Source organism: Kocuria sp. ICS0012 (assembly GCF_001665945.1).
GTDB classification, from domain to species: domain Bacteria; phylum Actinomycetota; class Actinomycetes; order Actinomycetales; family Micrococcaceae; genus Kocuria; species Kocuria marina.
In genome coordinates, this window is sequence record NZ_LZMM01000048.1 from 16,863 (window position 1) to 29,784 (window position 12,922).

Genomic DNA, 12,922 nt, shown 5'->3' on the forward strand with positions numbered 1-12,922 from the left:
TTCCCGTGCACCTCCACAGGACACGCCCGTATGCGTGTCCGCGGGGGCCGATAGGCTGACGGGGATGAAACTCCTCGATTCCCTGGCCCCCGATCTCTCCGCCCCCGGGCACCGGTACCTGCGCGGTGATTTCGCGTCCAACCCCCTGAGCGAGGACGAGATCTACGAGGGGTTCCTCGGCTGGATCGCCTCACGGGACATGGAGCTGTACCCCGCCCAGGACGAAGCCGTGCTGGAGGTCGCCAACGGGTCCAACGTGATCCTCGCGACCCCCACGGGGTCGGGTAAGTCCACCGTGGCCGTGGCCGCGCACTTCGCGGGGCTCGCTCGCGGGGCTCGCTCGTACTACACCGCGCCCATCAAGGCCCTGGTGTCCGAGAAGTTCTTCGACCTGTGCGAGATCTTCGGCGCCGAGAACGTAGGCATGGTCACGGGTGATTCCGCGGTCAACCAGAACGCCCCGATCGTGTGCTGCACCGCGGAGATCCTCGCGAACGTGGCCCTGCGTGAGGGTGCGGACGCGGACCTCGGCGTGGTGATCATGGACGAGTTCCACTTCTACTCCGATCCCCAGCGCGGCTGGGCGTGGCAGGTGCCGCTCATCGAACTGCCCCAGGCGCAGTTCCTGCTCATGAGCGCGACCCTCGGGGACGTCACCCGCATCGAGAACCGCCTGAACGAGACCACGGGCCGTTCCACCGCGCTCGTCTCCTCCGCGGAACGCCCCATCCCCCTGCACCACTACTACTCCGAGCGCCCCGTCCACGAGGAGCTCGAGGAACTGCTCAGCACCCACCAGGCCCCGGTGTACGTGGTGCACTTCTCGCAGCTGCAGGCCGCGGAACAGGCCCAGAACTTGATGTCTGTGGACGTCCTCAGCAAGGACGAGAAGCAGCGCGTGGCGGAGCTGATCAAGGACTTCCGCTTCTCCGCGGGCTTCGGCAAGACGCTCAACCGGCTCGTGCGGCACGGGATCGGGGTGCACCACGCGGGCATGCTGCCCAAGTACCGCCGCCTCGTGGAGCAGCTCGCCCAGACCGGGCTGCTCAAGGTGATCTGCGGGACGGACACCCTAGGCGTGGGGATCAACGTGCCCATTCGCACCGTGCTGATCACGGCGCTGTCCAAGTTCGACGGTCGCCGCACCCGCCGGCTCAGCGCCCGCGAGTTCCACCAGATCGCGGGCCGCGCGGGCCGCGCCGGCTACGACACCGCGGGGACCGTGGTGGTCCAGGCCCCCGAGCACGTCATCGAGAACGAACGCGCCATGGCCAAGGCCCGGGCCAAGCACGGGGACGATCAGAAGAAACTGCGTCAGGTGCCCAAGAAGAAGCCGCCGGAGGGCTTCGTGTCCTGGAGCCGCAAGACGTTCGAGTCGCTCGTGGCCGCCCAGCCCGAACAGCTCACGTCCTCCTTCGCGATCACCCACTCCATGGTCCTGAACATGCTGCAGCGGCCCGGGGACAACATCGGCGCCGGGTACCGCTTGCTCACGAGCGTGGACGAACCACGGCCGCGCCAACGCCTGCTGCTGCGCCAGGCGCTCGCGATCCTCAAGGAACTGCTGCGCGCGGGCGTCGTCGTACGCCTGCCTGAGCCGGACGAGACCGGGCGCCGCTACCGGCTCACGGTCGAGCTGCAGGAGAACTTCGCGCTGAACCAGCCGCTGTCCCCGTTCGCACTGGCCGCGCTCACCCTGCTGGACCCGGAGTCGGAGACGTACGCGCTCGACGTCGTCTCGGTCATCGAGGCCACGCTGGAGAAACCGCGCCAGGTGCTGAACCTGCAGGAGAAGAAGGTCAAGGGCGAGGCGCTCGCGACCATGAAGGCCGACGGCCTCGAGTACATGGAACGCATGCGCGAGTTGGACGAGATCACGTACCCCCAGCCGTTGCGGGAACTGCTCGAGCAGTCGTTCGAGACCTACCGAACCTCCGCCCCGTGGGTCGCACAGTTCGAGCTTTCCCCCAAGTCCGTGGTGCGGGACATGTACGAGCGCGCCATGACGTTCGGGGACTACGTGCAGTTCTACGGTCTCGCCCGCTCCGAGGGCATCCTGCTGCGCTACCTCTCGGACGCGTACAAGGCCCTGCGCCAGACGGTCCCGGTGGACGCCACGACCGAGTCGCTCACCGACCTGGTGGAATGGCTCGGGGAGAGCATCCGCCAGACCGACAACTCCCTGCTGGACGAATGGGAGAAGCTGGCCTCCGGGGAGGAATCCCCCATGGGCACGGGCGCGGACTCCCTCAAGGAACTCGTGGCCGAACAGCCGGAAGGCGTCACCGCGAACCCCCGTGCGTTCCGCGTGATGGTGCGTAATGCCCTGTTCCAGCGCGTGGAACTGTTCGCGCAGGAGAAGGACAAGGTGCTCGGGGCCCTGGACGAGAGAACCGGGTGGGACCGCGACCGCTGGGCGGACGCGATGGACACGTACTTCGACGAGTACGAGGACATCTACACGGACGCCCAGTCCCGCGGGCCGTCTCTGATCCGCATCACCGAGGACCCCGAGGGAATGACCGGGTTCTGGACCGTCACGCAGGTCTTCGACGATCCGGACGGGCACCACGACTGGGGTATCAACGCGCGCGTCGACCTCGCGGCGTCGGACGAGGACGGCTTCCCCGTGGTCCTCGTGGACAACGTGGGTCCCATCACCGACACGAGACGCTGAGCACCGGTTATCCCAGAAGCCATGCATGTGGAGACGCATCATCGGATAATATGCACTTTAGGATGCATAGGGTGAGGAGGAGTTCGTGTTCGCCCTGACGATCGACCGCCGCGATTCCCGCGGCCGCGCCGCCGAGCTGCACATGGGACGGCAGCGCACGGCTCTGCAGGAGGAACTCCCCCGCCCGGTCCTCGATTGGGAGATCAGCGCGGGCGATGAGCTGCAGGCGCTCTACGACGACGCCGCCGCGATCGTCCGCGCGGTCCTCGCGCTCGCCGACGCCGGGCACTGGCACGTGGGCGTGGGCATCGGCGCGGTGGACGACCCCCTGCCGTCGTCCGTGCGCGAAGCTACGGGCGAGGCCTTCGTGGCCGCGCGGGATGCCGTGAACGCCGCGAAGGAGCGCGGCCGTCCGGTCGTGGCCGGCAACGAGTGGGCGCGGCGCGCGGGCAGCGTGGTGGATCTGGTGTGTGCCGTGCGGGCCCGGCGTTCCGAGGCCGGGGCGCAGGCCACGGAACTCGCCGACCGGGGGCTCACGCAACAGGAGATCGCCGAGGGGCTCGGGATCACCCAGTCCTCGGTGTCCCGGCGGCTCAGCGCAGCGCTGTGGCACGAGGAACACACGGTCCACGAGACCCTCGAGGCGTTGTTCCGACTCGCGGACGAGCACTCCCCCTCTGGCCACGCTCCGGACGCCGCGGCCCCCTCAGCGCAGGACGCCACCTCCTCGAAGAACGCCTCCTCGCCGGAGGATGTCGCCTCGAGTGGCGACACCACCTCGGGCGGTGACGCGTGAGCTTCCTGCGCCCGCTCACCACCGCGGTCCTCCCCGCAGCCCTGGTGCTGACCACCGCGATCTGGACCGTGTTCGCGGGGACCGTGCCCCGGGAATGGGCCTATCCCGCGCTGCTGATCGCCGGGGCCCTGTCCGGCGACCCTGTGGTGCGCGGGGTCTTCCGCTTCGCGGACGTCTCCCACGAACGCCTGCGTCCGGCGAAGAGCCCGTGGGACGACTCCGAGGCCACGGCGGAACCCGTGGACCCGCCGCTGCGCGGAGGTCTGGTCATCGGTGCGCTGGAACGCGCCGGCGCCATCGTCTCGCTGCTCACGGGCATGGTCGCCGGGATCGGCGTGGTCGTGGCGATCAAGGGCCTGGCCCGCTACGGCGAGTTCACCAACGCCCAGCAGCGCGAACAGTTCATCATCGGCACCCTCGTGTCCCTGCTATGGGCCGCGTTGTTCGCCGGTGCTGCGCTGTGGTGCACGACGCCGCGGGGCCCGTTCCCAGGATAGGGAACGGGCCCCGCGGACCGGTTCGAGCGGCGTCGTCGTACGCCTCGGGCAGCCGGGTGGCTACCGCGCCGCGGTGGAGCCCCCGCCCGAGGAGTCGCCGCGGGCGGTCCCCGCACCCGGCGTGGCGTCCGCGGCCGCTTCACCCGCCGGAGCGGCCTTGCCCGTGTTGGCCCCCGGGGCGGCCGGGGAGGCGGTGTCGTCGCGGTGGCTCTCTTCGGCAAAGTCCGGGGAAGGGGTCTGCACCCGGCCGGTCTCCTCGAACTCGCGGTGCTGACCCCGGGCGGTCTCGAGCATCTTACGGAACCGAGCGCGGGAATCGATCAGCTCGTTCTTGTGCTTCTCCGAGATCCGCGGGAAACGCTTCTGCAGCCGCGCGAGCTCCCCGGCGATCTTGTGACGCTCCTCGGCGTCCGCGTCCTGCGGGAGAGCCAGGTACTTCTCGGTGAGGTCCTGCGTCTTCTGGATGGTGCGCAGCGCGCGGCCCTTGGGGCTGTACAGCGAGATGAGGACGGTGAGCACGAGCACGGAGATGATCACCGTGAGGGACGTGCCGATCCCAATTTCGGCGACGGCCACGTGCTCGCCGTCGTTGATGAACGGCAGGGTGTTCTCGTGCAGCGCGTGCAGGATGAGCTTCACACCGATGAACGCGAGGATGATGGACAGGCCCCACGAGAGGTAGATCAACCGGTCCAGCAGACCGTCGATCAGGAAGTACAACTGGCGCAGACCCATGAGGGAGAACGCGGTGGCCGTGAACACGATGTACGGCTCCTGCGTGAGGCCGAAGATCGCGGGGATCGAGTCCAGGGCAAAGAGGATGTCCGTGCCACCGATCGCGACCATCACGAGCAGCATGGGGGTCAGCGCGCGCTTGCCGTTGTGCCTCGTGAACAGCTTGTCGCCGTCGTAGTAGTCCGTGGTGTGGAAGACCTTCTTGGCCAGGCGCACCACGATGTTGTTGGCCTCGTCCGACTTGTCGTCCGTGACCTCGCCCTTGATCAGGTTGCCCGCGGTGAAGATCAGGATCAGGCCGAAGAGGTAGAAGACCCACGCGAAGGTGTTGATCGCGGCCGCGCCGATGAAGATGAACACCGTGCGGGCGATCAACGCGAAGATGATGCCGAACAGCAGCACCTTCTGCTGGTCCGCCCGGGGCACCGCGAACGAGCCGATGATGATCAGGAACACGAAGAGGTTGTCCACCGACAACGCCTTCTCCGTGACGTAGCCGCCGTAGTACTCGGCCATGAGCGTGGGGCCGTCCAGCCACAGGATCACGAAGCCGAACAGCAACGCGATGCCCACGTACGCCGCGGACCAAATGGCCGCTTCCTTGATCGACGGTTCGTGCGCCTTACGCACGTGGAAGATGAAGTCGTAGGCCAGCAGGCCCACGATCAGGGCGATCGTGATGCCCCATTGGAAGGATGTGATCTCCACGGAGGGTCTCCTTGTGGGTGAGGTGTACCGCACAAGTCTCTCCCCCACGCGCCGGCCCTCACGCGGAGGACGGGGTGCGGCGTGGTCCGTGCCCGGCCCGGCGACGGCGCCCGACGTACTGACGTGCACGGAAGTGATGGGATACTCCCTTGATCAGGCAAGAGTGTACCGGTTTCCCGGCGTGGAGGCACGCGGTGACGGGCGAGGCCCCACCGGTGCACCGGCGGGGCCTCGTGGCGGATCCGTGAGCGGGCCACGGTGGCGGGCCCTGGACGGGCCCTCGGGCGAGACGCGAACTCAGCGGTTCTCGGTCCGGGCGAGCCGGTGCTGACGCAATCCGTGGGCCCGTTCGAGCAGGTCGTGGTAGCGGGCCTCGGACTCGATGAGCTCGTCCCGGTACTTCTCCTTCACGGTGGGCAGCAGTTCCCGGTACTTGGTCATCTTCTCCGCGGCCTTGACCCGCTCGTCCCGGGGCGCGTCCTCGGGTAGGTCCAGGTAGCGTTCGGCCCAGTCGCGCGCGCCGTTGACGATGCGCACCGCGCGGCCCTTGGGGCTGAACAGCGATGCGAGCACGGTCACGATCAACACCCCCAGGATCACGGCCAGTGAGAACCCGGTGGTCACCTCGACCACGTGCACGGGCTCGCCGTCGTTGATGAACGGCAGGGTGTTCTCGTGCAGGGCGTGCAGGATGAGCTTCACGCCGATGAAGCCCAGGATGATCGCGAGACCCCACGAGAGGTAGATCAACCGGTCCAGCAGACCGTCGATCAGGAAGTACAGCTGACGCAGACCCATGAGGGAGAACGCGGTGGCCGTGAACACGATGTAGGTCTCCTGGGTGAGACCGAAGATCGCGGGAATGGAGTCCAGGGCGAACATGATGTCCGTGAGCCCGATGGCCACCATGACCAGCAGCATGGGGGTCATCACGCGCTTGCCGTCGACCTCGGTGAACAGCTTGTCGCCGTCGTACTCGTCCGTGGTCTTGAGGAAGCGCTTGGCCAGACGAACCATCACGTTGTTGGCCTCGTCTCCCTCGTCCTTGTCCGTGACCTCACCCTTGACCAGGTTGCCCGCGGTGTAGAGCAGGAACAGACCGAACACGTAGAACAGCGCGGACCACCGGTTGATCGCGGCCGCGCCGATGAAGATGAACACCGTGCGGGCGATCAGAGCCACCACGATGCCGAACAGGAGCACCTTTTGCTGGTCCGCCCGGGGCACCTTGAAGGATGCCATGATGATCAAGAACACGAACAGATTGTCCACGGACAGTGCCTGCTCGGTCACGAAGCCCGCGTAGTACTGTGCCGCGAAGCCCGGGCCGTCCCAGAACAGGATCAGCAGGCCGAAGATCAGGGCCAGGGACACGTACAGGCTGGTCCACAGCGCCGCTTCCTTGATGCTGGGTTCGTGCGGTTTGCGCGCGTGGAAGATGAAGTCGTACGCAAGCAACCCCACGATCACCGCGATGGTGACCCCCCATTGCAGACCGGAAACCTCCACGAGCACCCCTTAGGCGAGAACGACGTATGCGACAGCCCGGGAACGGGCTGGGTAACTCGGGAAGTTTACCTGACTAACAACTCGCCGTGAGGGGTGCGATCGGCTCACGCGTGGCCGGCGTCCTTCATGCGCCGCAGTTCCTTCTTGAGGTCCGCGATCTCGTCCCGCAGCCGCCCGGCCAGCTCGAACTTCAGCTCGGCGGCGGCGTTGCGCATCTGCTCACTGAGGTCCTCGATCAGATCCACGAGGTCCTCGGCGGGTGCGGCCGCGACACCGTCGCGCAGCAGTTTGGACTCCGCGGCGGCCGCGGCCTGACCCTTGCCCGTGGCCTTGCCCTTACCGCCCTTGACGGGAGCGGTGTGATTGTTGGCGGCGGCGCGCTGGGCCAGCAGGGTGCGGGTGTCCTCGTCCTCGCGTGCCAACTGATCGGTGATGTCCGCGATCCGCTTGCGCAGCGGTTGCGGATCGATCCCGTGTTCCTCGTTGTACGCGACCTGGATCTCCCGGCGGCGGTTGGTCTCCTCGATCGCCACGTTCATGGAATTGGTGATCTTGTCCGCGTACATGTGGACCTCACCCGAGACGTTACGGGCGGCGCGACCGATCGTCTGGATCAGGGACGTGGTGGAACGCAGGAAGCCTTCCTTGTCCGCGTCCAGGATGGCCACGAGGGAGACCTCGGGCAGGTCCAGGCCCTCGCGCAACAGGTTGATGCCCACGAGGACGTCGAACGCGCCCATGCGCAGGTCCCGCAGCAGTTCCACGCGCTTGAGGGTGTCTACGTCCGAGTGCAGGTACTGGACCCGCACACCGTGTTCCATGAGGTACTCGGTGAGGTCCTCCGCCATGCGCTTGGTCAGCGTGGTCACCAGGACGCGTTCGTCGCGTTCCACGCGCAACTCGATCTGTTCCAGCAGGTCATCGATCTGGCCCTTGGTGGGTTTGACGATCACCTGGGGGTCCACGAGTCCCGTGGGGCGGATGATCTGCTCCACCACGGAGTCCACCTTGGACATCTCGTACGGCCCCGGGGTCGCGGACATGTACATGGTCTGCCCGATTCGTTCCAGGAACTCGTCCCATTTCAGGGGGCGGTTGTCCATGGCGGACGGCAACCGGAAGCCGTGTTCCACCAGCGTGCGCTTGCGGGACATGTCCCCCTCGTACATGCCACCGATCTGCGGCACGGTCACGTGGGACTCGTCGATGATGAGCAGGAAGTCGTCCGGGAAGTAATCCAGCAGACAGTGGGGAGCGGAACCGCGCGGGCGGCCGTCGATGTGCAGCGAGTAGTTCTCGATCCCGTTGCAGTAGCCCATTTGTTCCATCATCTCGAGGTCGTAGGTGGTGCGCATGCGCAACCGCTGGGCCTCCACGAGCTTGTTCTGCGACTCGAGCTCCTGCAGCCGCTCCTGCAGCTCCTTCTGGATGGACTCGATCGCCGAGGCCATGCGTTCCGCACCGGCCACGTAGTGCGAGGCGGGGAAGACGTACATCTCCTGCTCCTCGTTTACGATCTCCCCCGTGAGCGGGTGCAGCGTGTAGATCGCCTCGATCTCGTCCCCGAAGAACTCGATGCGCACCGCGAGTTCCTCGTACATGGGGATGATCTCCACGGTGTCCCCGCGCACGCGGAACGTCCCGCGGTGGAAGTCCACGTCGTTGCGCACATACTGCATGTTCACGAACTGACGCAGCAGGGTGTCCCTGTCCATCTCCTGGCCCACGGCCAGGGTGACCATTTGCTTGACGTACTCCTCCGGGGTACCCAGACCGTAGATGCAGGACACTGTGGAGACCACCACGGTGTCGCGGCGGGTCAGCAGGGCATTGGTCGCGGAGTGCCGCAACCGCTCGACCTCCTCGTTGATCGAGGAGTCCTTCTCGATGAAGGTGTCCGTCTGGGGGACGTAGGCCTCCGGCTGGTAGTAGTCGTAGTAGGAGACGAAGTACTCAACGGCGTTGTTGGGCAGCAGTTCGCGCAGCTCGTTGGCCAGCTGGGCGGCCAGGGTCTTGTTCTGCACGAGCAACAGCGTGGGCCGCTGGACGGCCTCGATGAGCCACGCGGCGGTCGCGGACTTACCCGTGCCCGTGGCGCCCATGAGTACCACGTCCTTCTCCCCGCCCTCGATCCGGCGGGACAGGTCCGCGATGGCCTTGGGCTGGTCACCGGCGGGCTGGTACTCGGACACGACCTCGAACGGGGCGACCACACGATTGATCTTCTGTGCGAGCGACATGGACCCAGCGTACGCGCCGACTCAGACACGGATCCGGGCGGCTCGCATCGCTCCGGAACTGCTCACAGGACCCGCGTGCGCCACCACTCGTCCACCTGCGCGAGCAGGTCCTCGACGGTCGTGGAATTGTCGAGGACTGCCGTGGCCACCGCCCGGCGCTGCTCGTCGGTGGCCTGGGCCGCGATCCGGCGGCGGGCGTCCTCCGGGCTCATCCCGCGGTCCTCGACCATCCGCCGCACCCGCTCGTCCTCGGGCGCCTGCACCACGAGCACCTCGTCCATCGTCCCGTACTGACCGGTCTCCACGAGCAGCGGGATGTCGTGGACCACCACTCCCCCCGGCGGCACCTCACTCACGAGCCGCGCGGTCTCGCGCCGCACGAGCGGGTGGATGATCCCGTTCAGGGCCGCGAGTTGCTCGGGGTCGTCGAACACGATGGCCGCGACCGCCGCGCGGTCCAGTGCGCCCGAGTCCGGCTGCACGATCCGCTCACCGAAGTGGGCCACCATGGCCTCGTAGCCTGGTTCCCCCGGTTCCTGTAGGGCCCGGGCGATCGCGTCCGCGTCCACGACGAGCGCCCCGAGCTCGCTCAGCCGCCGCGAGACGGTGGACTTGCCCGAGGCGATCCCGCCCGTCAGCCCGACCCGCAGGGTCTCGGTGTGGCCGGGTCTGCGCAACAGCTCAGTCATGACGGTGTCCTTCCGTGTCCTGGTCCCGGCCCAGTGCCGGGAGCACGTGGTCGCGCCAGATCTCGCGGGAGCGCTCCCGCAGACCGTGGAGGTCACCGTCGTTGACGATCACCTCGTCCGCGACCGCCCGGATCTCCTCCGGCCCGGCGGCCACGTCCACCCGGTCCCACGCGTCCTCGGCGGGCAGGCCCTTACCCGCGCGCAACCTCCGCACCCGGTCCTCCACGGGCGCGTCGACGGCCACGACGAGGTCGAACCGGTCCCCCTGGTCCGCCTCGAGGGGGTCCCGGATCACCTGCACGACCACGCTGTCGGGTCCCGCGTCCCGGGCACGACGCCGCGCCGCCTCCCGCAGCGCGGGGAGCAACAGTTCGTGGGCGCGGGCCCTGGCGGCGTCGTTGTGAGTCATCAGGTCGTCGAGCGCCTCGGCCGCAGCGGCCTTGTCCTGCGAAGAGACCCCCCGGGCGCGCAACTGCTCCCCGAAGACGCGCTCGACGTCCGCGCGCGTGTCCGTGCCCGGGCTCAGGAGCTCGCCCCACAGCGCTGAGCTGTCCACGACGACGGCGCCCAGCGCCTCGAACTCGCGGGCCACGGTGTGCTTGCCCGCCGACGGCCCACCGGTGAGTGCGAGCTGGAACACCGGCCGGCCCTCCTGCTCCCGCTGCCAGTGCCACGTGCGGGGCTGATGGGTGTCGTGATCGGGTTCGGTGCCCACCTCGTACTCGGGACGGATGACGTAGTCCTCGATCGCGGCGGTGTCCTGCTGCGCCCTGCGGTGGTACTCCTCCGCGGGCAGCACCTTCTTCCACTGCCGTGTGCGCATGGGACGCGCGGTACCGGCGTCCTGGCGTAACGCCCGCAACAGCATCCCGGCCTGCAGGACCTCCAGGACCATCACGGGAGCACCGATCACGATGATGACCTCCTGCAGGGCGTTGAGCCCGTTCTCGCCGGAGGTCGTGATGATCGCGGCACACACCGCGCCCACGGCGAGCGTCCAGAAGATCCGCTGCCGGCGCGGGCCTTCGTCCTCGTGGCCATTGGCCATTGCGTCCATCACGAGCGCGCCGGAGTCGATCGAGGTGATGAAGAAGATCGTGATGACCACGAGCGCCACGAGCGCGGTGACCGCGAACCACGGCATGGACCCGAGCAACTGGAACAGCGCGGCCTCCACGTTGCCCTGCGTGACGATGGTGTCCGTGAGACTGCCCTGCGTCTCGGGAGCGCGGTCGATGCGGATCGCGCTGTATCCGTAGATGGCCATCCACACCGCCACGAACGACGACGGGACGCCGAGCACCCCCACCACGAACTGGCGGATCGTGCGCCCGCGCGAGATCTTGGCCACGAACATCCCCACGAACGGCGCCCATGTGACGGTCCAGGCCCAGTAGAACACCGTCCAGTCACCGGACCACGTGCCGCCGCCGAACGTGTCGTTGAAGAACGCGAGCGTGGGCAACTGGTTCACGTAGCCACCCACGGACTCCACGATGCTGCGCATCGTGTCCATGGTGGCCCCGGCCATGAGCACGAACAGCAACAGGGCCACGGCCAGGACGATGTTCGCGTACGACAGTCGCTTGACGCCCTTCTCCATGCCCGCGAGCACGGACGCCAGGCCCACCGCCGTGATCAGCGCGATGATGGCCGCCTGGATCCACCCCTCCATCGGGATGCCGTAGACGTATGTGAGGCCGCTGTTGATCTGCAGCGCCCCGAGCCCCACGGACACCGCGAGCCCGAACACGGTCGCGACGATCGAGAGCACGTCGATCGCTTTTCCCCACGGGCCGTGGATCCCGTCCCCGAGCACCGGGTGGAACGCGGACGAGACGCGCGGGGGCAGTTTGCGCTTGTACGTGAAGTACCCGAACGTCAGACCGGGGACGGCGAGGATCGCCCACATGTGCACGCCGAAGTGGAAGTTGGCGATGTTCAGGGCCTCCACTGCGGCGCGGTCCGAGGCGGGTTCGGTGCCGTACATGGGTGGGTTCGCGTAGTGGTTGACGGGTTCGGCCACACCCCAGAACATCAGCACGGCGCCCACGCCCGCCGCGAAGAGCATCCCGAACCACGCGATCCCGGAGTACTCCGGGACGGAATCGTCGTCGCCGATCTTCACGCGACCGTAGCGGCTCAGTGCCAGACCGATCGCGAAGATCACGAGAGCGGTCACGCTGAAGGTGTAGAACCATCCCGTCTGGTAGCGCAACGCATGGGAGACCACGCCGAAGACCGATTGCACGGGCCCCGGGAACAGACTCATGGCGAGCGTGAAGACAACGATCAGCGCGGCCGAGACGAAGAAGATGGACGGGGTCGTGCGCAACCCCAGTCGGTCGTGAAGACGATTGAGCACAGGTCAGCTTTCCGATGGGAGGCGGTGGCACGTGGCCGCGTCGGCGCGGCAGGTCTCACTGTAGTGGCCCTCCCGTGCTCAGCGGGCGCCCCGGGACCGTCCCGGCCCCCCGCGCGACCACGAGCCCCCGGATCGGCGCGTCCCTACACTGGTGGTGTGCCCGCCGAATCCCTCTCCCACGACGCCGCGGACTCGCGCGTGTCCTACACCGTCCCGCGCCGGGGCATCGTGCACAGCGTGGAGCTCGAGATCAAGAAGTCCCGGTTCCTGGCACTACTCACCCGCGTGGACACGGAAGCGGAAGCCCGCGAGTTCATCACCCGTGTGGCCGCCGAACACCGGGACGCCCGTCACCACTGCTCGGCGTTCGTGCTCGGACCCACGCGCGCCACGACGCGCTCGTCCGACGACGGCGAACCGGCGGGTACCGCGGGCATGCCCATGCTGCAGGCGCTGACCGCGCACGCCACGACCCGGCAACGCACCGCGGACGAGGCCGGTGACCTCTCGGACGTGTGTGCCGTGGTCGTGCGGTGGTTCGGCGGGGTCAAGCTCGGGGCCGGCGGGCTCGTGCGCGCCTACTCCGGTGCCGTGGCCGCCGCGCTGGACACCGCCCCGCTCGTGCGCAGGATGCGCTGCCGCGAACTGACCCTGCTGCTCCCCTACGCCGAGGCCGGCCGCGTGGAGTCCCAGATGCGCGCTCGCG

At 67.8% G+C, this 12,922-nt stretch carries 9 protein-coding genes; 4 read left to right on the forward strand and 5 right to left on the reverse strand.

Translation table 11 applies throughout. From position 1 onward, the window contains the following. Positions 1-64 precede the first annotated feature (64 nt). The 3 genes from A5728_RS08330 (at position 65) to A5728_RS08340 (ending at position 3,970) form a co-directional block, all read left to right on the forward strand. Positions 65-2,677, forward strand: a complete 2,613-nt coding sequence (locus A5728_RS08330) for an RNA helicase (protein WP_064846598.1) — start codon at positions 65-67, stop codon at positions 2,675-2,677. Between the two features lie 85 nt (positions 2,678-2,762). Next, positions 2,763-3,473, forward strand: coding sequence for a sigma factor-like helix-turn-helix DNA-binding protein (locus A5728_RS08335; protein WP_064846599.1), 711 nt, complete (start codon positions 2,763-2,765; stop codon positions 3,471-3,473). Next, entirely contained in the window at positions 3,470-3,970 is a 501-nt protein-coding gene (locus A5728_RS08340; protein WP_064846600.1) for a hypothetical protein, read from the forward strand. Before A5728_RS08335 ends, A5728_RS08340 begins: the two co-directional genes overlap by 4 nt. Positions 3,971-4,030: 60 nt before the next feature. Here the strand turns inward: A5728_RS08340 and A5728_RS08345 are convergent, their stop codons facing one another. From A5728_RS08345 to A5728_RS08365, 5 genes are all read right to left on the reverse strand, one after another. Then, positions 4,031-5,413, reverse strand: coding sequence for a TerC family protein (locus A5728_RS08345; protein ID WP_082943339.1), 1,383 nt, complete (start codon positions 5,411-5,413; stop codon positions 4,031-4,033). Between the two features lie 297 nt (positions 5,414-5,710). Continuing rightward, a complete protein-coding gene (locus A5728_RS08350; protein ID WP_064846601.1) occupies positions 5,711-6,922 on the reverse strand; it encodes a TerC family protein in 1,212 nt (403 codons plus the stop codon). 104 nt (positions 6,923-7,026) lie between these two features. Then, on the reverse strand, positions 7,027-9,162 hold the full coding sequence (gene uvrB, locus A5728_RS08355) for an excinuclease ABC subunit UvrB (protein WP_064846602.1): 2,136 nt from the start codon (positions 9,160-9,162) through the stop codon (positions 7,027-7,029). A 62-nt stretch (positions 9,163-9,224) separates the two neighbouring features. After that, positions 9,225-9,851, reverse strand: coding sequence for a dephospho-CoA kinase (gene coaE, locus A5728_RS08360; protein ID WP_064846603.1), 627 nt, complete (start codon positions 9,849-9,851; stop codon positions 9,225-9,227). Next, positions 9,844-12,216 (reverse strand): dephospho-CoA kinase, encoded by a 2,373-nt coding sequence (locus A5728_RS08365; protein ID WP_064846604.1) that lies wholly within the window; start codon positions 12,214-12,216, stop codon positions 9,844-9,846. Before A5728_RS08365 ends, coaE begins: the two co-directional genes overlap by 8 nt. Positions 12,217-12,372: 156 nt before the next feature. Here A5728_RS08365 and A5728_RS08370 point away from each other — a divergent pair. Then, the coding region (locus A5728_RS08370) for a YigZ family protein (protein ID WP_064846605.1) at positions 12,373-12,922 on the forward strand (550 nt) is incomplete at its 3' end.